The 22,332-nt window shown below is 68.9% G+C and carries 15 protein-coding genes and 1 pseudogene; 14 read left to right on the top strand and 2 right to left on the bottom strand.

Translation table 11 applies throughout. From position 1 onward, the window contains the following. Positions 1–28 precede the first annotated feature (28 nt). From ETD86_RS37420 to ETD86_RS37430, 4 genes are read left to right on the top strand one after another with little or no spacing between them, the layout of a single operon-like run. Positions 29–1,081, top strand: a complete 1,053-nt coding sequence (locus tag ETD86_RS37420; RefSeq protein ID WP_138671381.1) for a glycosyltransferase — start codon at positions 29–31, stop codon at positions 1,079–1,081. Continuing rightward, on the top strand, positions 1,078–3,354 hold the full coding sequence (locus ETD86_RS55805) for a hypothetical protein (RefSeq protein WP_170223467.1): 2,277 nt from the start codon (positions 1,078–1,080) through the stop codon (positions 3,352–3,354). The genes ETD86_RS37420 and ETD86_RS55805 overlap by 4 nt, the downstream gene beginning before the upstream one ends. Next, entirely contained in the window at positions 3,351–4,244 is an 894-nt protein-coding gene (locus tag ETD86_RS55810) for a glycosyltransferase family 2 protein (RefSeq protein ID WP_170223468.1), read from the top strand. Before ETD86_RS55805 ends, ETD86_RS55810 begins: the two co-directional genes overlap by 4 nt. Then, positions 4,241–6,568, top strand: a complete 2,328-nt coding sequence (locus ETD86_RS37430) for a glycosyltransferase (protein WP_138671382.1) — start codon at positions 4,241–4,243, stop codon at positions 6,566–6,568. Before ETD86_RS55810 ends, ETD86_RS37430 begins: the two co-directional genes overlap by 4 nt. Here the strand turns inward: ETD86_RS37430 and ETD86_RS37435 are convergent. Further along, a complete protein-coding gene (locus ETD86_RS37435) occupies positions 6,549–7,382 on the bottom strand; it encodes a glycoside hydrolase family 16 protein (RefSeq protein ID WP_170223469.1) in 834 nt (277 codons plus the stop codon). The genes ETD86_RS37430 and ETD86_RS37435 overlap by 20 nt on opposite strands. Before the next feature lie 398 nt (positions 7,383–7,780). Between ETD86_RS37435 and ETD86_RS37440 the strand changes: the two genes are divergently transcribed. The 5 genes from ETD86_RS37440 to ETD86_RS37460 all read left to right on the top strand — a co-directional run bounded on the left by ETD86_RS37440 (position 7,781) and on the right by ETD86_RS37460 (position 14,190). After that, positions 7,781–8,725: a carbohydrate ABC transporter permease gene (locus tag ETD86_RS37440; protein ID WP_211370560.1), complete on the top strand. Its 945-nt coding sequence runs from the start codon at positions 7,781–7,783 to the stop codon at positions 8,723–8,725. A gap of 6 nt (positions 8,726–8,731) precedes the next feature. Then, a complete protein-coding gene (locus ETD86_RS37445; protein WP_138671384.1) occupies positions 8,732–9,541 on the top strand; it encodes a carbohydrate ABC transporter permease in 810 nt (269 codons plus the stop codon). Positions 9,542–9,575: 34 nt separating this feature from the next. Continuing rightward, positions 9,576–10,916 (top strand): ABC transporter substrate-binding protein, encoded by a 1,341-nt coding sequence (locus ETD86_RS37450; protein WP_138671385.1) that lies wholly within the window; start codon positions 9,576–9,578, stop codon positions 10,914–10,916. Between the two features lie 10 nt (positions 10,917–10,926). After that, on the top strand, positions 10,927–11,982 hold the full coding sequence (locus ETD86_RS37455) for a LacI family DNA-binding transcriptional regulator (RefSeq protein WP_138671386.1): 1,056 nt from the start codon (positions 10,927–10,929) through the stop codon (positions 11,980–11,982). A 126-nt stretch (positions 11,983–12,108) separates the two neighbouring features. Beyond that, positions 12,109–14,190 (top strand): alpha-galactosidase, encoded by a 2,082-nt coding sequence (locus tag ETD86_RS37460; protein ID WP_138671387.1) that lies wholly within the window; start codon positions 12,109–12,111, stop codon positions 14,188–14,190. 59 nt (positions 14,191–14,249) lie between these two features. On the opposite strand, the gene ETD86_RS57435 is transcribed toward ETD86_RS37460, so the two are convergent. Next, complete coding sequence (locus tag ETD86_RS57435; protein WP_211370561.1) at positions 14,250–15,959, bottom strand: RICIN domain-containing protein; 1,710 nt, start codon at positions 15,957–15,959, stop codon at positions 14,250–14,252. A gap of 825 nt (positions 15,960–16,784) precedes the next feature. On the opposite strand from ETD86_RS57435, the gene ETD86_RS37470 reads away from it, so the two are divergent. The 5 genes and pseudogenes from ETD86_RS37470 to ETD86_RS37490 all read left to right on the top strand — a co-directional run bounded on the left by ETD86_RS37470 (position 16,785) and on the right by ETD86_RS37490 (position 22,216). Further along, positions 16,785–17,297, top strand: coding sequence for a hypothetical protein (locus tag ETD86_RS37470; protein ID WP_138671388.1), 513 nt, complete (start codon positions 16,785–16,787; stop codon positions 17,295–17,297). 393 nt (positions 17,298–17,690) lie between these two features. Then, positions 17,691–17,921 (top strand): annotated as a pseudogene (locus ETD86_RS60320) (hypothetical protein); the annotation flags it as partial. A gap of 382 nt (positions 17,922–18,303) precedes the next feature. Beyond that, the gene (locus ETD86_RS58575) at positions 18,304–19,122 is read left to right on the top strand and encodes a class I SAM-dependent methyltransferase (RefSeq protein ID WP_246148789.1); all 819 of its coding nucleotides are present in this window, start codon (positions 18,304–18,306) and stop codon (positions 19,120–19,122) included. A gap of 523 nt (positions 19,123–19,645) precedes the next feature. Next, entirely contained in the window at positions 19,646–20,917 is a 1,272-nt protein-coding gene (locus tag ETD86_RS37485; RefSeq protein WP_246148791.1) for an FAD-dependent monooxygenase, read from the top strand. Between the two features lie 255 nt (positions 20,918–21,172). Continuing rightward, positions 21,173–22,216 carry a class I SAM-dependent methyltransferase gene (locus ETD86_RS37490; RefSeq protein ID WP_138671391.1) on the top strand — a complete coding sequence of 348 codons (1,044 nt, stop codon included), beginning with the start codon at positions 21,173–21,175 and terminating at the stop codon, positions 22,214–22,216. Positions 22,217–22,332 lie beyond the last annotated feature (116 nt).

The following is a 22,332-nucleotide window of genomic DNA, read 5'->3' on the forward strand; positions in this document are numbered from 1 at the left end:
ATAAGAGACAGCCCCGGGAACCGCCCCGATGCCCCCTAGCCTGTCCGTCATCGTCTGCTCCTACAACGGCGCGGCCCGCATCGGGCGGACCCTCGACGCGCTGGCCGCCCAGACCGCCCACGCCGACCTGGAGATCATCGTCGTCGACGACGCGTCCCTGGACGGGACCGGGGACGTCGCGCGCGGACACGGGGTCACGGTCATCCGCCACGAGACGAACCGCGGTGCGGCGGCGGCCCGCGACACCGGCCTGCGGGCCGCGAAGGGGCGGGTCGTGGCCTTCCTCGACGACGACTGCGAGCCGGGCCCCCGCTGGGCCGAGCTGCTGCTCGGCGGCTACGCCGAAGAGGGTGTCGCCGGGGTGGGCGGCCCCATCGTGCCCGTGACCGGGGACGGCTTCCTGTCGCGCTTCCTCGAACGCAACAACCGGCACGAGCCGCTGGAGCTTGAGCTCACCGTCAGCGCGGCCCTGCCGTACCGGCTGTGGTTGTACCTGCGGCGGCAGTGGGCGACGGCCGGGGCGGCGTGCGGGCGGCGGGACGTCTACGCCTTCAGCGGCGGCAACATGTCGTTCGAGCGGGAACGGCTGCTGGCCGCGGGCGGGTTCGACACCAGGTTCCGGTACGCGGCCGAGGAGGAGGACCTGTCCCGCAGGCTCCGGCGGGACCGGCCGGGGCGGCTGGTCTTCGTCCCCGACGCGCCGGTCGCGCACCGGTACACACCCACGGTGCGCGGCATGTTGCGCCGCAGCCTGGCGTACGGGCGGGGCGCCGCGATGCAGTACCTCAAGTGGCCTGCGGTGCGGCCGACGGTGTTCCCGTGGCCGGTGCTCGTCGCGGGCCTCGCCCTCGCGGCCGTCCTGTGGCCGGCGGTCGCGGTCGTGCCCGTGCTGCTGCCGCTGCTGCTCTACCCGGTGGGGCTGCGGAACGCGGTGACGGGCAGGATCGAGGCGCTCGCCGACCCGTACCTCCGGATCGCCCAGGAAGCGTGCGAGAATGCAGGCTTCCTGCACGGTCTGTGGGCCTTCCGCCGCATGTTCGCCGAGGACAGGACCGGCCGGGGCGGAGGGCAGCGCACGTGACCGTCCGCGAGCAGGACAGGCGTATGGTGCTGTACGGCGCGGCCCTCGTCCTGATCGTCGGATTGACCCAGGCGCGCCAGCTGTGGGCGGCCCAGCTGCTGCTCGTGCCGCTCCTGCTGATCGTGCCCGGGTGCCTGCTGCTGCGGGCGTTGCGGGTGCCGGGCCACCGGGTGGCGGCGTTCCCGCTGTACGTGCCGGCCGCGTCGCTGATCGTGCTCATGGTGTCCGGCCTCGCGGTCACCCTGCTCGTGCCGCTGGTCGACGGCGCCGTCCTCGATGCGGTGTTCGGCCCCGGCGCGGACCCCGGGGCGCCGCTCCGGCCGGGGCCGCTGCTCGCCGGACTCGTGCTGGTCTGCCTGGGGTTGTTCCTCGCCGGGGTGAAGGCGCCGCAGGAGACGGCCGTCCCGTGGCGGTCTCTGCCCTCCGCCGGCTGGTTGTCGCTGCCGTTGCTGCTGCCGCTGCTCGCCGCGGCGGGGGCGCTGCGGCTCAACCACGGGTACGGCCCCGAGGTGGCGATCGCGGCCGTCGCCGGCTGCGTGCTCGTGCTGGCCTTCGGGATCGTCCGGGCCGGGCGGCTCGGGGCCGGACGGCCGGCCGTGCTGCTGTACGCCGTCTCGCTGGCCATGATGTGGTCGTACGCGCTCCGCGGCGAGCTGGTCTACGGGTTCGACATCGCCTCCGAGTACGCCGTGGCCCAGGAGACGGCGGCCTCGGGGATCTGGGTGACCGGCCCGCACCCCGACGCGTACGGGGCGATGCTCAGCATCACCGTCCTGCCCTCCGAGCTGCACGCCCTGACCGGGCTGCCGGTCCTGCTGGTGCTCAAGGTCGTCTACCCGGCGATCTTCGCGATGTTCCCCGTCGGGATCTTCCACCTCGCCAGGCGCTTCCTGCCGGGCCAGTGGGCGTTCGCCGCCGCCGCGTTCGTGACGGCGCAGGGCGCGCTGTCCCAGCAGTTCCCGGCGCTGGCCCGGCAGGAGATCGCCATGCTGCTGTTCGCCGCGCTGTGCGGGGCCCTGCTCGACGCCCGGCTGCGGCGTTTCCCCAAGGCGGCGTTGTTGTGCCTGTTCGGGCCGGGCATCGTGGTCTCGCACTACACGACCGCGTACTTCACGGCCGTGATGCTCGGCGGGGCGCTGGTCCTGCAGGCCGTGCTGTGGGCCCTGCGGCGGCCGCGGATCGCGCCTCGGGCGGTCGTGGCGGCGCTGCTGCCCGGGCTGCTCGCCGGGATGCTCTGGTACGTTCCGATCACCCGGTCGACGGCCAACATCGGCGAGTTCCGCACCGCCCTGAGCTCTGAGGGCCTGCGGCTGCTGCCCGGCGCCGAGACCGCCGGGACGCTGCTCTCCGCCTACCTGCGGGGCACCGACGTGACTCGCATCCCGACATACCTCTACGCCAAGCGGGTGGTGCCCAAATACCGTCCGCCCAAGGCCGCCGTGACGCCTGCCGCCGACGCGGACGATCCCCGATGGGCCCTCGGGGACGCGGGGGTGCCCGTCCCTCCGAAGATCGCGCCGGCGGTGAGCGCGTCGCTCGACCTCGGCGTGCTGCTGGTCCAGCAGCTGGCGAACCTGCTCGGCCTGATCGGCGCCCTGGTCATGGCCGTGCGCCGCCGCTCGTCGTGGCTGGTCCGCCGGATCGGCGTGCTGGCCGTGCCGATGCTGGGCGCCCTGGTGCTGCTGCGCGTCTCCGGCACCCTCGCCGCCGCGTACAACCAGAGCCGCGCCCAGTTGCAGGCGCTGACGCTCGTCACCATCGCCATGTTCTGGCTGCTGCACCGCGTGTCGGCGGCCAAGTTCCCCGCCCGGCTCCGCCGCACGGTGTACGGGCTGGCGGGAGCGGCCGTCGTCGCCACCTTCGCGACCGGCAGCGGCCTGGACAACGTGCTGCTCGGCGGGGAGCGGGCGGCCAACCTCTCGACGCGCGGCGAGGACTGCGAGCGGTTCTGCATGTACGAGGCCGAGCTGGCGGGTGCGCGCTGGCTCGAGGAGGCGGCACGCGGCTCGCCCGACCGCCTCTACGCCGACCGGTACGCGCAGCTGCGGTTGTTCGCCGAACTCGGGCCGGGCCGGCGGATCCAGACCGACATCACCCCCCTGACCCTGGACCGGCGGGCCTGGGTGTACGTGAGCTGGACCAACACCGCCGTCGGCCGCTCCAGGTCGCTGTTCGACAACCAGCTCGCCCTGTACGCGTTCCCGACCGGCTTCATCGAGGCGCACTACGATCTCGTCTACACGAGCGGAGTCACGAAGGTCTTCCACCGATGATCTCTATCGTCATCATCAGCAAGGACGAGCCCGCGCTGGACAGCACCCTCGAGGGCGTCACCCGCGCGGCCGAGTCCGCCGGCCTCCCGTACGAGATCATCGTCGTGGACGCCTCCGGAGGCCGGCTCGACGCCATCGCTGTCGCCCACCCGCACGTGCGATGGACGGCCTTCACCCCGCCGCCGGGCGTGCTCGTGACCATCCCGCACCAGCGCAACGCCGGCGTCGGCGCCGCCAAGGGCGAGATCGTCGTGTTCACCGACGCGGGCTGCCTCCCTCAGGGCGACTGGCTGCGCCGCCTCGTCACGCCGATGCTCCACGAGGGCGAGAGCGTCGTGTCGGGGCTGGTCACCGGCCCCGAGGGGCACGGCAGCCTCTACGACGCGGATGCCCGGCGCCGGGCCGCCGCCCGCTACCTCCCGGAGTGCGGCACCGGCAACCTGGCGGTGCGCCGGGAGGTTCTCGACGAGGTCGCCGGCTTCGACGAGACTTTCGGGTACGGCTCCGACGTCGACTTCAGCTGGCGGGTCCAGGACGCCGGGCACCGCATCCGCAGCGCTGGGGACGCGGTCGTCACCCACGAGTGGGGGGACCGCCGCCGGCAACTCCGCCGCTCGTACGTGTACGGCAAGGCCCGCGCCCGGCTCTACCTCAAGCATCGGGGCCGCCGGGCGCACCTGCTGCGCCGGGAGCCGATGGTCGTGGCGTATCCCCTTTTCCTGCTCGGCCTGCCGCTGACGCTGTGGTTCCCGCTCTACCCCGCGCTGCTGCTGGTGCCGGCCTGGCGCAACCGGCACAACGGCCCGGTGCGGGTCCTCGCCGACCATCTGGTGTACGGCGCGGGCGTGCTCGCCGAACTCGCCGCTCCCCGCGGGCGCGCACGCCGATGAAGGTGCTGGTCTTCCCCCGTGACGACAACCCGTACCAGGACCTGCTGTACGGCGAGTTACGCGGGACCGGCGTCCGCGTCCACTACCTGGGCGAGCTGACCTCCTCCCACACGCTCAACCTCCTGCTGCTACCCGCCGAGCTGGCCGTCCGGCGGCTGGCCGGGGTCCGGATCGTGCACCTGCACTGGGTGTGGAAGTTCGCGCTGCCGGGCGGGGCCAGGATGCGGCGGCCGGCGCAGCTGTGGTTCGCCGCCGTCCTCGGCATCGTGCGGCTGCTCGGCCTGCGGTTGGTGTGGACCGCGCACAACGTGCTGCCGCACCGGCCGGTCTTCGCCGACGACGCCGCCGCCCGGCGCACCCTGGTACGACAGTGCGACCTCGTCATCGCCCACCACTCGGCGGCGCTGGACCGGCTGGCGGCTCTGGGGGCGGTGCCGTCGAGGGCCGCCGTGATCCCGCACGGCCCCTTCCCCGCGCCACCGCTGCCGCCGCCGGGCCGGTCGGGCAAGCCCCGCACGTTTCTGTTCTTCGGGCGGATCGAGCCGTACAAGGGGGTCGAGGACCTGCTTGCGGCCTTCACGGCGCTGCCCGGCGGGCTGGATGTCCGCCTCGTCATCGCCGGATCATGCCCGGACGCGGCGCTCGCGGCCCGGCTGGAGGCGTCGGCCGCCGCCGACGACCGCGTCGACCTGCGGCTCGGGCGGGTACGCGACGAGGACGTCGCCGGGCTGTTCGCGGAGGGCGACGTCGTCGTGCTGCCGTTCCGCGAGATCACCACCAGCGGCAGCGCGCTGCTCGCGCTCGCCCACGGCAGGCCGCTGATCGTCCCGGCGCTGCCCGTCCTGGCGGGGCTGCCGGCCGCCGCCCTGGCCGGCTACCGCGACGGCGTCACCGGGCTCGCCGCGGCCCTGCGGGCGGCGGCGGGCTGGGACGCGGCGACGCTGGCGCTGATGTCGGAAGCGGCGCTGGAGCACGTGAACGGCGTCGGCTGGACCGAGATCGCCCGCGCGACCAGGAACGGCTACGCCACCGTGCTGCGGGATGGCGGCGAGCGGGTCGGGGAGCGGGTGCGCTCGTTGTTCCGCAACGTGCTGATCCGCGGGACCTTCCTGCTGCTGGCGAACACGGTGCTGCTCGCGGCGGGCGGCTTCGCGTTCTTCACGCTGGCGGCACGCCACTACCCGGTCGAGGCCGTCGGCTGGCTGACCGCCGTGACCGCGAGCGTCAACCTGCTGTCCACCGTCGCCGCCCTCGGCCTGCCCACCACGCTGCTGCGCCATCTCGTCAAAGCGGACGACCCGCGCCGGCTGGCGGCGGTCGCCGTGACCGCCGTCGGCGCGATCGGCGGCGTGCTCGCCCTGCTGTCGCTGCTGATCCTGGCGCCGCTGCTGCCCGGCGGTCCGGAGCTGATCCGGCAGCCGGGGACGATCACGCTGATCACCGTCCTGGTGATGGTCACCGCCGTGGGCGGGACGCTGGACGCGGGGCTGGTGGCGGTCCGGGGCACCGCGGCGCTGCTGGCCAAGAACCTGGCGGGCACCGTGCTGAAGGTCGGCGCGTTGTTGCCGTTGGTCCCGCTCGGGTTCACCGGCCTGGTCCTCGCCTACGGCGGCGGCGCACTGCTCGCCTGCCTGCTCGGCGGGGCGGCGCTGTGGCCGCGGCTGCGCCGCGCCGCGGACCGCGCGCGGCCGATCGAGCTGCTGCGGCGGTACCTGCCGTTCTCCGCCGCCGGTTACCTGGCGACCGCGCTCGGCATGCTGCCGAGCACCGTGGTGCCGCTGGAGGTGCTGGCCATCCGGGGGCCGCAGGCGGCGGCGTACTTCGCGATCGCCTTCCAGGTGGCGGCGTTCCTCAACTTCATCCCTTCGGCGAGCGCGCAGGTGCTGTTCGCCGAGGCGCAGCGCATCTCGCTGCGCCGGTACCTGCGCAAGGCCGTGGTGGGAATCTACGGCCTGCTCGTCCCCGCAGCCGCGGTGATCGTGGTCGGGGCGCCGTACATCCTGCGGGTGTTCGGGGAGGGCTACTCGGCGCAGGCGGCGGAGACGCTGCGGGTCCTGGGCCTGGCGTCGTTGGTCGGCGCGGGGAACTACCTGGTGGACACGATCCTGATCAGCAGGGACCGCACCGGCGCGTACGTCTTCATGAACGGCGCCAACGCGGCCCTGGTGCTGGGGCTGGTGGCGGCGCTGCTCCCGTACGGGCTGACCGCCGCGGCCCTCGGCTGGACGATCGCGCAGGGCCTGTCCCTGCTGCTGGGAGTGGGCGTGCTGATCGCAAACTTCGCCGCCGGGCGGAGTGCCGAGGTCAGCGCGGCGGATCGGTAGCGGCGGCGTACACGCGCACGTGGTCCACGATCATCTGCTGCGGGAACCGGGTCGTCGAGTCGGGCGGGCCGGGCCAGTCGCCGCCGACGGCCAAGTTGAGCAGGAGGTAGTAGGGCACGTCGAAGTCCCAGCCGCCGGGCGGGGCGTCCGCCTTGTGCTCGGTGGCGTAGACCTGCCCGTCGACCAGGAAGGAGATGCGGTCGGGATACCAGTCGGCGGCGAAGACGTGGAAGTCGTCGGCGAACCCGCCCCCGTTGGGCAGCCGGTAGGAGTTGAGCGCGTCGTAGCCCTTCTCCCCGTGCAGGTTGCCGTGGACCGTGTCCCGCTCGCGCCCGAGGTGCTCCATGATGTCGATCTCCCCGCGACCGCTGCCCTGGGGAGAGCGCCGCGCCCAGAAGGCCGGCCACATGCCCTGACCTGTGGGCAACTTGATGCGGGCCTCGATCCGCCCGTAGCGCTGGACGAACTTCCCCGCCGTGAACAACCGGGCGGAGGTGGCCGCGCACACACGGGGACTGCAGTCGTGGGCGCCCGCGTCGTCGGACCGGGCGGTGATGACCAGCCGGCCCTGGCCGTCCACGACGGCGTTGCGCGGCGTGTAGTACTCCAGCTCGTTGTTGTAGCCGAGATGGTCGTCGACCAGATTCCACTTCGCCGGATCCGGCGGCCCGGCGGGACCGTCGAACTCGTCCGCCCAGACCAGCCGCCACCCCGACGGCGCCTTCGCCGGCGTCGGCGCGGGCTCACGCCCGGTTACCACGTAGAGCGTGGCCGCGACCGCGACCGCGAACGCGAGGACCAACCCCCCGGCCACCCACCAGCCCGTTCGACGGCGGCCGGACACCGCCCCGGCAGTGTGGGGTGAACCGCTCGCGGCTCCCGCCCGCCGGTGGCTCGCACCTGGGCGGGGATCCCGGTGCCATGCGCGGTCATCGGACACGGACCTCTACCCTCTCGACGGCGTGATGTGTCATCGTACGGCGCTTCTCCGGCGGGCCCGAGCCTTCGCGAAAGAGCGGAGACGGGATGCAGGGAAGGCGTGCGGCCATGCGGCCGACTGCGCCAGGCTCCGTCCCCTTGCTCCAAGCTCTTGACGATCTCGATGTTATCGGTAACTCTCTTCTTCATTGCTTTCGGGTTAACCGTTCGCCCTCTTGTCCACCTCAGAACTTCCATCGCTGTCTCAGCGACGGCGGCGTACGGAGTATGAATGTGATCGATAACATCTCTCTTCGTGGTGGCACCGCGAGGGGGCAGCGGCGTGCGAGACGTCCGCTCGCACCTCGGATACGCGCCCTGGTCGAGGCCTACATTCTGCTCGCGCCGAGCCTGGCCGGTTTCCTGCTGTTCCTGGTGGCGCCCATCTTCGGGGTGGCGGTGCTGAGCCTGTTCGACTGGAATCTGATGGGCGCGCCCTCGTTCGTCGGTCTGGCCAACTACCGTGAGCTGGCCGCCGATCCGGAGGTCTGGCGGGCGGTGCTCAACACGATCTATTACGTGCTGCTCAACATCCCGGCGCAGACCGTGCTGGCTTTGCTGCTGGCCCTGGCGCTGAACCGGCGGATGCGTGGCGGCAAGGCTCTGCGAGTGATCTTTGTGCTGCCATGGATGGCCATGCCCGTGGCCTTGGGCGTCATCTGGACCTGGGTGTTCGACCCGAGGTACGGCGCGGTCAACCAACTGCTGGGTTTGGTGGGGATCGACGGCCCGAACTGGTTGACGGACCCGGCCTGGGCGATGCCCGTGATCGCTTCGGTGAACATCTGGCAGTACACGGGCTATACCATGCTGATCCTGCTGGCCGGGCTGCAGGCGATTCCGCATCAGCTGTATGAGGCGGCAGCGATCGACGGCACCACGCCGGTCCAGCGGTTCTTCACGATCACTCTTCCGCTGCTGCGGCCGTCGCTGTTCTTCGTGCTGGTCACGAACACGATCGGATCGTTCCAGATCTTCGACACGGTCTTCGTCATGACCCAGGGCGGTCCGGGCGGGGCCACCGACGTGCTGAACTTCCACATCTACCAGCAGGGTTTCCAGCTCTTCCGATCCGGCTACGCCTCCGCGCTGGCGATGGTGCTGTTCGGGCTGATCCTGCTGATCACCGCGGCGCAGTTCCTCTATTTCCGCAAGCGCACCGTCTACGACTTCTCTTGAGGACCGATGAAGCGGATCGCACTCTATCTGGCGCTGTTCGCGGGCGCCGTGGTCTCGGTCGCGCCGTACCTGATGACGCTGAACTCGGCGCTGAAGGAGCCCGCGCAGGTGCTCACCACCCGCGCGTGGTCACCCGCGCTGCCGGTGACCTTCGAAAACTTCGCCCAGGTGTGGTCGGAGTACGACATGAGCGGCTTCCTGCTGAACTCGCTGCTCTACGCGGGCGCCGTGACGGCCGGCCAGGTGGTCTTCAGCACGATGGCCGCCTACGCCTTTGGCCGGATGTCATTTCCGGGCAGGGACGCACTGTTCTGGGGCTACCTCGCGACCATGATGGTGCCGCAGATCGTCACCCTTGTCCCGCTCTTCCTGATCACGCGGGAGATGGGGCTGATCGACACCTATCTCGGGCTGATCCTGCCGGCGGCGTTCGGCACACCGTACGGGATCTTCCTGGTCCGGCAGTACTTCCGCACCATTCCGCGGGACCTGGAGGCGGCGGCGCACATCGACGGCGCGGGCACCTGGACCGTGCTCGTCCGCATCATGCTTCCGCTGAGCCGCCCGATCCTGGCCACGCTCGCCACCATCACGTTCATCACCACCTGGAACACGCTGCTCTGGCCGCTGATCATCACCAACAGTGACGCCACTCGCGTGGTCACGCTGGGCATCTCGGCGCTGAAGGGCCAGTACTCCTCCCAGTACCACCTCATCCTGGCGGCCTCCGCGATGGCGCTGCTTCCGCTCCTCGCGATCTTCCTGGCGTTCCAGCGGCACATCGTCCGCTCGATCGCCCTCACCGGGCTGAAGTGACCATCACCCCCCCGAAAGAGAAGGGCATAACGGTATGTCCACGAAGTTCACCGCCTCTGCCGTCGCCGCGGCGGCCGTCCTGGCGCTGGCCGCATGCGGCGGCGGATCGAACGAGTCCGGCGGCTCCGGCGGCGCCGTCACCCTGCGTTACGCGATGTGGGACGAGGTGCAGAAGCCGCCGATCGAGAAGTCGCTGGGCGAGTTCATGAAGGCGCATCCGAACATCAAGGTGCGGATCGAGCTGAACAACTGGAACGACTACTGGAGCAAGCTGCAGACCCAGCTCGCCGGGCGCTCGGCCCCCGACGTGTTCTGGGACCACGTCGCCTATTTCCCCAAGTTCAGCAAGGAAGGCGTGCTCACCGACCTGGCGCCGCTCATCGCCCAGGACAAGCTGGACACCTCCATCTACGATTCCAAGCTCGCCGAGGGCTGGAAGGTGGACGGCAAGGTGTATGGCCTGCCCAAGGACTGGGACACGATCGGCCTCTTCTACAGCACCAAGGCGCTGAAGGAGGCCGCGCTCACGCCTGCCGACCTCGACGGCCTGACCTGGAATCCTACGGACGGCGGCACGTTCGTCAGGGTCCTGCAGAAGCTGACCGTCGACGAGAACGGCAAGCGCGCCGACGAGCCAGGCTTCGATCCCAAGAAGATCAAGCAGTACGGCCTGGCGATGCAGGCGCCGACCGGCCAGCAGGACTGGTGGAACTTCGCCCTGCAGAACGGCTGCAAGCTCCAGGACCAGCCATGGGGCAAGTGGACGATCGACCAGCCTTCCTGCGTCCAGGCCATCCAGTTCGTCCAGGACCTGCGGCTGAAGTACCATGTCGCGGTGCCGGCCACGGTCACCAATCCGCCCAACGGCCCCTCCCTCGACCAGGTCATCGGCCGCGGAGAGGCGGCGACCGCGATGGACGGAAGCTGGATGCTGCGCGCCTTCGACACGGCGCTTCCGAACGGCGGTTTCGGCGTCGCCGACCTCCCTGCGGGCCCCGTCGGCAAGGGCAGCGTCTACAACGGTCTGACCGAGGCGATCTATGCCGGCACCAAGCATCCCAAGGAGGCGTGGGAACTGGTCAAGTGGCTCGCCTCCGAGCAGCACCAGAAGGCCGTGGCGCAGGCCGGGGCCGTGTGGCCCGGCATCCCCGCGCTCAACGACACCTTCGCCGAGTCGTGGAAGGCCAAGGGGGTGGACGTCACCGGATTCAAGAAGGCAGCCGAAGGCACGACCATGGGCTATCCCTTGACCGTGGCGGCCGACACCTACAACGTCAAGGCGCTCGACATCTTCAACCAGGTCTGGCTGGGGCAGATGTCGCCACAGGACGCCGCCACTAAGATCAACAACGAGGCCAACGCCGCCATCAAGTAAGGTCCGCCTCATGGAAGTTACCGGTCACATGCCGAACCAGGACGCCCCCCGCAGCCGGTCCGCGAGTATCTGGGACGTCGCCCGGGTGGCCGGTGTCTCCCAGCAGACCGTCTCCCGCGTGATCAACGGGAAGGCCCGGGTCAGCGAGGAGACCCGGGTCAAGGTTCTCCAGGTCATCGAAGAAATGGGCTACCGGCCCAACAAGCTGGCCCGGGCGCTGGCCGGAGGGCCGGTGCGCTCGGTCACCGTGCTCACCTCCGACACCTCCCTGTACGGTGCGGCCGCCACGCTACGCGGGATGGAGGAGGCGGCCAGGACGGCGGGCTTCTCGGTCGGGATCAGCGTGCTGGAACCGGGCTCCGGCCAGCGGGACGTGGCCGAACGGCTCAACCGGCCGGGGGAGGCGGTCATGGTGATCGCCTTCGACGCCGCCGGGGTGCGGGCGCTCGGGGCGCTGCCACCGGACGTCCCGGTGGCAGCGGCTGTGGAACGCCGTCCCGACATCGAGACCAAGAACCCATGGCAGGTGTGGCTGGACGACCGTGCGGCCGCCGCACACGCCACCCGCTACCTGCTGAGCCTGGGTCACCCGACCGTCCACTACCTGGCCATCCCCTCCTCCACCAGCGAACTCCCCCAGCGCACCCAAGGCTGGATGGACGCACTGCGCGCCGCGGAACGGCCGGTGCCCGAACCGCTGCACGGCGGCTGGAGTCCACGCTCGGGCTACCTGGCTGTCCGCGATCTGGTGGCCGACCCCTCGGTCACCGCGATCCTGTGCGGCAACGACGACCTCGCGCTGGGCGTGATGCGGGCAGCCCGCGAAGCCGGCCGAGACATCCCCGGCGACCTCAGCGTGGTCGGCTTCGACGACTCGCCCCCCGCGGCCTACCTCAACCCCTCACTCACCACAGTCCGGCTCGACTTCCAAGGCCTTGGCCGGGCCTGCTTCAACCTGCTGCACCGCAGGCTGGATCCACATACCGCCCCGGCCGTCCCTGCCTGGAGCGAGCCCGAACTCATCGTCCGGGAGAGCAGCGGCCCCGCGCCGCGCTCCACCGGGTGATCAATATCGGGGCCGCCTCACCCTGCGCCACCTGACGCCCCGTGCGGAGCGCGCATCCTGCAGGCCGAGGAGGCCATCCGCGCGAGCCGCGGCGGGCCTTCATCTCTGCAGCGACGAAAGGAAACCATGATCGTTCACGATCCGGACCACCGACTGTGGATCTTGTCCGGACCGTCCTCCTGCTATGTCCTCCATCTGGACGAGGCCGCCCGGCTCCGTACTCTGCACTGGGGGCCGCGGCTCACCCGCGAGCAGGCCCTGTCCCTGCTCCTGCTGCCGCAGCCGGAGCGTCGCTCGATGGAGGACCCGGCCGACGGCGTACTGGACCTGGCCGCAGCCGGCGGACTGCGATACGGGCAGGCGGGACTGCAAGTGCGCTTCGCCGACGGCACCCGCGATCTGGACCTGGGCTACACCGGCGAACGCCGTACCGATCGGGAGCTGGTGCTGGAATTCGCCGACCGTCACTACCCGCTGACCGTCGAGTGCCGCTACCGGATCTACGGCGACAGCGACGTGATCGAACGCCACCTGGTCCTGCGCAACGCGGGCGAGCCGGTCACGGTGGCGCGGGCCGACTCCGCCACCTGGGTGCTCCCTCGCCTGAACGGCTACCGGCTCAGCTGCGTGCGCGGCCAGTGGGCGGCCGAGACCCGCCTGCACCGCAGCGAGCTCCCGTACGGCGAGACCATGCTGACCAGCCGGCGGGGGGTGACCAGTCACCAGGCCAATCCCTGGGCGATGATCGACGACGGCACGGCGAGCGAGGAGTACGGCATGGTCTACTCCTGCGCGCTGGCCTGGAGCGGGAGCTGGCGGCTCACCGCGCAGCGGCTGCCGACCGAGCGGGTGACGCTGTCGGCCGGCGCGGGGCACGACCCGGTGACCTGGGAGCTGGGATCCGGCGAGGAACTGGTCACTCCGGTGTGCGCGGCCCTGTACACCGAGGGCGGCTTCGGCGCCGCCAGCCGCGCGTGGCACGACCACCAGCTGCGGCACGTCCTGCCGCACGCCGGCGAGACACGGCCGGTGCTCTACAACTCCTGGGAGGCCACGGGCTTCGACGTCTCCCTGGAGGGCCAGGTCCAGCTCGCCGAGAAGGCCGCCCGGATGGGCATCGAGTTGTTCGTGGTCGACGACGGCTGGTTCGGCGCCCGCACACACGACGCCGCAGGGCTCGGCGACTGGCACCCCAACCCTCAGCGCTTCCCGCACGGGCTCGGGCCCCTGATCGACCGGGTGCACGAGCTGGGCATGCGGTTCGGCCTCTGGGTGGAGCCGGAGATGGTCAACGCCGACAGCGACCTGTACCGCGCCCACCCCGACTGGGTGATCCACCGGCCGCACCGGACCCGCACCGAGCACCGCAACCAGCTCGTGCTCGATCTGAGCAGGCCGCAGGTGGCCACCTGGCTCTACCGCACCCTGGACGAACTGCTCGCCAAGAACGACATCGACTTCCTGAAGTGGGACATGAACCGCCCCTTCACCGAGGCAGGCCCGGACGAGCGGCTGTGGATCGACCACGTCCGCACCCTGTACGACGTGCTCGACCGGCTGCGCGCCGCCCACCCCCATGTACGCATCGAGTCGTGCAGCAGCGGCGGCGGCCGGGTGGACCTCGGCATCCTGCGGCGTACCGACCAGGTGTGGACCTCCGACAACACCGACGCCCTCGACCGGCTGGACATCCAGCACGGCTTCTCCCAGCTCTACCCGGCCCGGGTGATGGGCGCCTGGGTCACCGACAGCCCCAACCCGTACACCGGGCGCCAGGTCCCGCTCGACTTCCGCTTCCACGTGGCCATGGCGGGAGTACTGGCCATCGGCGGCGCCCTGACCGAGTGGAGCCAGGCCGATCTTGCGCGGGCCGCCGAACTGGTCGCCGCCTACAAGCGGATCCGCCCGCTGGTCCAGCACGGACGGCAGTATCGCCTGCTGCCGCCGAACGGCGAGCTGTCGGCCGTGCAGTACCTCGCCCGCGACGGCGGGCAGCTCGCGGTCCTCGTCTTCCGTCGCGCCCGCCGGTTCGGCCACGCCGACCCGGGCATCCCGCTGCGCGGCCTGGACGCCCAGGCCCGCTACCGCGATCAGGCGACCGGCCAGGTCCACCACGGCGTGGTCCTGCTCACCCATGGCCTGTTTGCGGATCTGGCCCCCGGCGACTACACCAGCGCCCTGGTCCATCTGATCCGCGAAGAGGGCTGACGACACGCTAGGCCGTCGGCGCCCCAGGACGCCGACGGCCCGCGCGCTGCCGTCGCGACTTACCCAGGGGCCAGCGTGAGCCGGTAGGCGCCGTAGGGGTCCTGGCCGGCGATCGGGATCGTGACGCTCCCATTAGTGACGGTGTAGGCGGTCGACCAGAGCCGGGTTGCGGCGGAAACGTTCGTCGTACGTCCCGTGCCGGACACGTACTCCAGTGTGGCCGTGACGGAGGAGCCCAGCCCGCCGACTCCGTCCACCCGGATCGTGTTGTTCCCGGACTGGCCACCGAAGACGAGGCTGAAGGTGCGCGCACCGGCGTTGTAGGCGGCCACGCCGTCGTTGGACGTGGTCGGGGTGACCTTGACGATGTTGCCGCTCTGATCGGCGTACCACTTGTACATCCAGTACGACGCGGTCGGCTGGCCGTTGTGCAGCAGACCGTTGAGCGTGCCGGCCTCGAACCAGAACGCCCGCTGGGCGTCGCGCACGCCCGAGCGTTCGAACTGGGCCACGTAGTGGTTCGCGGTGCTGGGGACGTCGATCTCGGTGGTCGAGGCGTACTCGTTGATCGAGATGGGCCGCGGGGAGATGCCGAGCTCGCGCTCCAGCGCCCGGTACGCCTGCACATTGCCCGACACCTGCTGCCATCCGCGCAGCTCGTGCCAGGACACCACCTCGGGCAGCGTGTTCGTCGCCTTCGCGTTGCTCAGGAAGGACCGCATCATGTTGACGTTCCAGTACGAGTAGCTGGGACCCATGATGGGCTTGTTGGGCTCGCTCTGCCGGATCCGCCGGTAGGTGCGGACCCATCCCTCGTTGAAGGAGACGCCCGCCGCCTGGGGCCAGGTCCAGTCCGGCTCGTTCCACGGCTCCCACGAGTCGATGTTGGTGATGCCCGCGTTCTTGGCCGCGGCGATCATCTGGTCGATCCGGCGGTACCAGTCGTCCCAGTTCGTCCAGCAGTACGGGAAGCAGTCGAAGCTGTCCGCCATGTCGACGGTGATCACCGCGCCGACGGCCGCGGCGCTGCGCCAGATGTCCAGGGTGTCGCCGATCGGGTACGGGTAGCCGTTGGGCCGGTGCTCGTGCAGCGGCGGCGGCTGGCGAACCTGGCTCAGCTTCAGCGGCTGCATGATCGATACCGGCGGCGTGTCTCCGTCGATCAGCCCGTAGAGGGTGCCCGAGCCGACGCGCGTGACCGGGCGTACGGCGGTGGCCGCGTCCACCACGAGCGTGCCGCCGCCGCCGGGCGTGCCGTTCCACTTCTGGTTGCTCTGGCCGTTGCAGGTCCACAGGATGACCGCGGTGCCGTTGGCGGTGCCCGCCATGTTGACGTCGAGGCACAACCCGGACTGGGTGCCGGTGATGGAGCCATCGGAGTTCTTGCGCCACTTCTGGTTCGCCTGCCCGTTGCAGGACCAGATGATCACGGCGGTTCCCGGGGCGGTCTGGCTCCGGTCCGCATCGACGCAGCGCGTGCCGTTCATGGTGCGCAGCTCGCCGGCCGAGGTGAACTCGAATCCCTGGTTGGCCTGGCCGTTGCAGTCCCAGATGTCGAGCGCCGTGCCGAGTGTGTCGACATTGCCCTTCACATCGAGGCATCGCTGGGAGGAGACGCTGACCAGCGGCGCGGGGGCCGCCGCGGCCGGCAGCGCCACCAACCACGAAAAGGCGGTGACGATCGCCGCCAGCACGCACGCGGCGACGACGGCGGGCGAGCGCCGGCGGCGGCCCGTCGCGTGGGTGGATAACCGGGCGGGTGAATGCATTGTTCTGCTCCTCGAGAGGCGCCGACGCGGCGGTGAGAGGCCACGTCGTGGAGGTGTGCGAGCTTGGCGGATCCGGGATGATGCGGTCGCCTGGTCAGGCGGGCAGGGCCACGACGCCCCGCTGTGCGGTGGCACTGCGAGGGTGCCGGCTCTTGGATGTTTCCGCGGCGTTAAGAGTGCGTTATCGGTAACATCAACGGTTTAGAGTGTCCGCCGAACCATGTCAAGACCTGGCTGCCACATCAAGGAGTCACCATGATCCGTACGTGGCGGTCGACCACCGCACCACGGCAACATATCGGCAGGTCATACGTCTTATCTCGGCCCTGCTAGGGGCAGGATCCGACCCTGTCGATGCATCGAAAGATTCATCCAACGCCTGGGGCATGTCGTGCCAGACTTGACCGAGAGCGTGATAGCGATAACACTGCGGTCGTTCAGACGGACAGTCGAACGATGAAGAGCCTGACTCTCGATCGTGAGGACCGGGCTCTTCACCTGCGGCAACTCTGTCGGGTTGGCGAGACTTGAACCCACGACCTCTTCGTCCCTAACTCGCGCTGCACCCTGCTGCTGCACATGGTGGCGAACTTTGTCGGGTTTGTTCCTGCTCCTGATAAGCGGTGGAGGCGGGGAAGATCATGGCCGACGCACCTGCACAGAACCCGCTCCCCATGGAAATTAGCCGGGTAACCGCAGGTCAAGGGTTGAGCTGGAGTTGATCAAGGCGGGGTATGTTGCGAATAAGTCCCCTTCGGCGAGGGGAGAGTCCGGATGTCATCCAACAAGCCGTCCCCGCAAAGAGGATTTCTACAGGTGGGAGGCATGCCCGAAATGGACATCGCCAAAATCGTTGCCGTGGTGAAACAGGGCAAAACCGTCGTCTCTGGCGAAGACTCGATGATTGTTGACGCCGTGCTTAGGGCAACCGAGGAGAATAGGAAGGCAACTTTCTATGTCCCGCGGGCGCTGCATGAAGAGGTCATGGCGCGCTACTGGACATCCGAGCGCCTCAAGCAGACCGGAACCGAGCCGGTCTCGGACGAGGAGGCCAGGCGAATCAAGGCAGAACTCGACCTGGATATCAATGGATATTCAAATCGCATCGACTGTCCGCGCTGCGGACATGTCTACGATATGTACGAGTTTCTCAAACAGGGCATCGCAGAGCACGGGCGCGAAATTGTAGAAGGCATATTGGCGCTGGAGGATGCAGCCGTCATCCGTGTTAATCCAGTACAAAGCCTCGTATGCCCTAATTGTAAGCTCCTCATGCGCGGCCACCCGCACTATTATGGCCATTGCCAATATGCCTGCTGCCGCGGCGGGCAAGTGTGACCTGCGTCTTGCGCGCCGAGGTCTGCCGCGATGCACTTTCTCTGTCAGCAGTAAGCCCGTAAGAAGGCATGCGGCGGCGGACCTTTCAATGTGACCGGTCCACCCTCTCACTGGCTTTCTCGCGAGCGAGCGCGCAGGAGCCGGGCTGCCTGAACGACTGTCCTTCGTGGCGGCGTGCCGTTGATCTTGCCGACGGGTGGGTGATATAGGTGGATTGGTGCGATTCCAAGGTGCGGTGGTGACAGCCCGCCGGTTCCACCGGCAGCGGTGGGACGACTCGGTGTGATTCCGGGCCACGCGGTGACACCCCGCCACCTCTCGGGCCTCGCTCATGGCCCCTGACTCCTTCGTGTGGCGAGGATCGTCCTTGCCGCTGTCGAGAGGTGGTGTCGGATGTTCACCGGGCACATCCAGGAAGTCGGAACAGTGGTGGCCGTCGACCAAGCTCGTATCGCGGTCAGAGCGCCCAAGGCCGCCGCGAGCGCGCTGGGTTGGATCTGCCTGAACGGCGTCGGGCTGATGATCGTCCAGACCGAGCACGAGACGGACGTCCTGGAAGCCAGGCTGACGGCCGAGACCCGCCGCAGATCGACCCTCGACCAGATCCAGCCCGGCACGCGGGTCAACGTGGAGGCGCCGTCGGCGCTGGGCGACCCGCTGGGTGGTCGCTATCTTCTCGATCGAACACCCCATCCGCACGGCCGCCGATCCCATGACCGGATGGCGGAAAACCGGCGAGGGCACGGTCTGGCCGGTCGACGACTATGCCTCCGAGGGCCTCGAACCCAGAACTGGATCATCGAAGGCGGGGAGAAACACCCCAGGCAGCTGACCACGCTGATCGGCGGCCTGCTCGACGCCTGCCTGGAACCGACCGGTATCGACGAACCCGTTTCCGGTCCCGCCGCTCTCCAGGGCCATCCTCACCTGGGCGAACATCTCAGACGCCGCCGCTGCTGGTGCTGGGAGCCCGGCGCGGGCACGTCGATTCCGCCGACGGAGAGGAATGACGATGTTCGTGAACGCCAACCCGTACCAGACGATCGGCTTCGGCTACTCCCGCCACCGGCGCCCCGACCCCCGTATCGCCGGCCAGATCGACCAGGCCCTGGGATCCGCCCAGACGGTGATCAACGTTGGCGCCGGAACCGGCTCCTACGAGCCCCGCAGCCGGCGGGTCATCGCCGTGGAGCCGTCCACGGTGATGATGCGCCAGCGTCCCCCGGGCTCCGCGCCGGTCATCCAGGGATACGCCGAGTGTCTCCCGTTCCCTGACAAGTCGTTCGACGCCGCGATGGCCATCCTCACCGTCCACCACTGGACCGACGCGGCCGCGGGCCTCGCCGAGATGCGGCGGGTATCCGGACGGCAGATCATCCTCACCTGGGACCCCGCCGTCACCGCACGATTCTGGCTGGTCGAGGAGTACCTCCCGGAGATCGCCGAAGCCGACGCCGGACTCGCCTCTCTGGACGTCGTCCAGACCTGGTTCCGGCGCAACGGCGCACGGGTGAGCGTCGACCACGTGCGGGTAGCCGCCGACTGCACCGACGGATTCCTGGGCGCATACTGGCAACGCCCGCACCGCTACCTCGACCCCCAGGTACGCGCCGCCATCTCCACGCTGGCAAACCTCGACCAGCACCTTGTCGAGTACGCGATGCGACGCCTCGCAGCCGACGTCGCCACCGGACGCTGGCATGACCGTCACCGCCGCCTCCTGGCCGTCCACACTCTCGACTTGGGCTACCGCCTCGTCACAACCACTGACAGAGATGATGCAGGTGAGCACCTCCCGCCGGGGTCTGACCCAGCCTCCGACTGACTTCGGGTCTTCAACGGGATCTGTCGGCCTGGGGCGGGAGGTGCTCGTCTGCGCGCGGTAAGCGCGTGCAGCACGGCCTGGGCGACCACGTCGGGGCTGGAACCCGAGTGCTCCTCCTTCAGCCCGCTGGTGACCATGGTCCGGTAGGCGGCGCCGTACAGAAGTCTGCCCTCCTCGCCGATGGCGGCCAGCCGCGGTTCGACCTCGCCTTCGAGCTTGTCGACGGCGGCGGTGTGGATGGATCCGGGTTCAAGCGGAAGGCTGCGAGCACGCTTGCCGGGGGTTCGGTCATGGTTCTCAACGTCATAGCGGACAGAGTGTCGGACCACTAACTCGTCACGCACCTGTGTCTGGGTGCGCGACGTGTGCCATCGAGGTTGACACGGCCCCGCCGATATACCGCCGATATACCGCGCTTCCCTAAGGTCATGGAAGCTGCCAGCAGCGGTAGAGCCCGGAAGCAGCGGGTCGAGCACCGACCACCGTGTATGGCGGCGCACGTGAGCCGAAGGTAGGGAGTCCCGTGAAAGCTGCGAAACCGCGTATTGCCATCGTAGGCGCCGGAATCGGTGGACTGACGCTTGGCCTGCTCCTGCGTAAGCATGGCGTGGAGGCTCGAATTTACGAGCAGGCTTCGGAGCTACGGGAGGTGGGAGCCGCTGTCGCCCTGGCTGCAAATGGAACAAGAGTACTCCGAAGGCTTGGCCTCGGCGACCAACTGAAGGAGTCTTCGGTAGAGCCGACAGATGTCGTCTATCGGCGCTGGGCCAGCGGAGAGCTGATCGCATCGTTTCCCATGGGCCCGACATACAACACGCGATACGGGGCTGAGTTCTTCGGTATCCACCGGGTGAATCTGCAGCGCATCCTTGCCGATTCCTGGGGTCGCGACGGCCTGCACTTGAACTCGCGCTTACAAGACCTGGAAGAGCGCGAGGATGGTATCCGGCTACATTTCGCCGAGAGAGCCCCAGTGGTGGCGGACGTCGTGGTCGGAGCGGATGGTGTTCGCTCAGCCGTTAGAAACTGGGTGACCGGTGGTGGACCAGCTCCGACCTACTCCGGAGCTTCCGGATTTCGGGGCCTGGCTCAAGTCAGCACTCTCAGTGAGATGCCTGACCCAATGACGATCCAATTCTGGCTGGGGCCGGGCGCCTATGTCATTCACTACCCGATCAGTGAAAGTACCATCAATTTCCTGGCAGTCCTGCCCGGTCCCACGCCCTGGCCATTTTCCACCTGGATGACCGAAGAGCCTTCCGGCACCGCGCTCGCGGCCTTCGAGGGCTGGCATCCTGTCGTTCGGGAAATGGTGGCTTCCGTCGAGCAGAGTCCACGGTGGGCGTTGTTCTCGCTACCTCCGTTGCAGCGCTGGACTCGCGGGCACACAGTCTTGCTGGGTGACGCCGCACACGCGATGCTCCCGCACCAGGGCCAAGGCGCAAACCAGGCTATTGAGGACGCTGCTGTGCTCGCAGCCCTCCTGGCCGATACCGATCGGTCCGAGCTGGGTGATGCCTTGCGTCGGTATGAGATGTTGCGGCGCCCTCGGACCCGCCAGCTGCAGCGATCGTCATGGGACAATTCGGAGATCCTCCGCCTTCCGGACGGCCCTGACGCTGAATCTCGAGACCGGAAACTGAGTACTCTTCCGGACCAGCTCGACTGGATTCACGGATATGACATCGATGATCTGGTGGCGCCGGGTAGATCACTGCCTTTCTCACCATCCCCGGAGCACCGTACTTCGCAGACGAGACGCGGCAGCGCGTCGAGTCTAAGTGTCCTGAGTTGAGATTTCCTGTCCCCGTATTGCGCCCACCCGCCGCCGGGCGGCGTTCGCGATCGCCTGGATGCTGGCGACCCTTGATAGCTGCTTCTTCGCAACCGAGTGAAGTTCTAGGCGGCTGGCTTGAAGCGTGCTCGGTGGACATTGGCGGCGTCGTGGCAGTCGGTGCGGAGCGCGTGGCGTGCGCCGACGCCATCGCCTCGACCGGCTCCACGCGTCCGCTCCGGGCAGTGACCGTCACAACAGATAAGGAGACCTCTGATGACCGATGACACGCTCCTCTCAGCCTCAGGTGCAACAGTCTCGCCCGAACCGCTGATGCAAATGATGCAAGGCCTGCACGTGACGGGAATCGTGCAGGCAGGCGTAGAGCTAGGCATCTTCGATCAGATCGCCGGCGGGAACCGGCTGGCAACCACCATCGCCTCCGCCCTGAACGCCGACCCTCGAGGGACGCGCATCTTGCTGGACGCACTGGCCGCTCTCGGGTTGCTGGAGCGCCATGACGGCTATCATCTGACAGCTCTGGCCGAAACGTACTTGATCCCCGGCCGGTCAAGCTATCTGGGCAACATGGTGAACATTTTGGCCGGCCCCTGGGCATGGGAGGGGTTCCCGCGTCTGGCCGAGGCAGTCCGTCGCGGCACGACCCTGACTGAACGGCCTTGGGAGACGCCTGGACACGAGTTCTGGGAGACCTTCTCCCCGTCCAGCGTGGGAGCAATTTCCGGTCCCGGGTCGCAGGCACTCGCCGAGTTGATGGAGCCATGGGCCAGCCCGCGCGACAGTCTGGACATCCTCGATGTAGCCTGCGGCAGCGGTCTGTTCTCGCTCACGCAGGCGGCTCAGCATCCGAAAGCACACGCGACTCTCCTTGACTCGGCGGAAGTCTTGGACCTCACCAAGGAAACGATCGGGCGACTGGATCTCGCCGAGCGCACCAGCTTCATCCGAGGTGATGCTTTCGAGGTGCCGCTGGCCGGGCCCTACGACCTGATCATCGTCAGCCACCTCTTCCATCACTTCTCGGAAGAACGCTGCTTGACGCTCCTGTCCCGGCTTGCCACCGCACTCAAGCCAGATGGTCGGCTGGTGATCCACGAGTTCATCTCAGGTGCGGCACCGTCCACGACACCCTTCCCGTACCTCTTTTCGGTGATCATGCTCACGAGCACCGGGGAGGGCGAAGCTCACTCCCTCGATACCTATGAGCGGCTGCTTCGCGAATCGGGGTTCACGTCGCCTGAGGTTCATCCCAGCCGGGGGATGCCGAGCCATTTCTTGATCGCGGGGCGGGCGGGATAGGTGTCGGCCGTTCTCGGAAGGTTCAAATCCTCCCACCCACCGGGAACGGGACACACCGCACCACCACTCCCAGCTCATGAGGCGGTCAGTCGGGCCGCGCAGGTTCCCCTCTGACA

Origin of the sequence: Nonomuraea turkmeniaca, assembly GCF_005889735.1 — a bacterium.
Taxonomy (GTDB): domain Bacteria; phylum Actinomycetota; class Actinomycetes; order Streptosporangiales; family Streptosporangiaceae; genus Nonomuraea; species Nonomuraea turkmeniaca.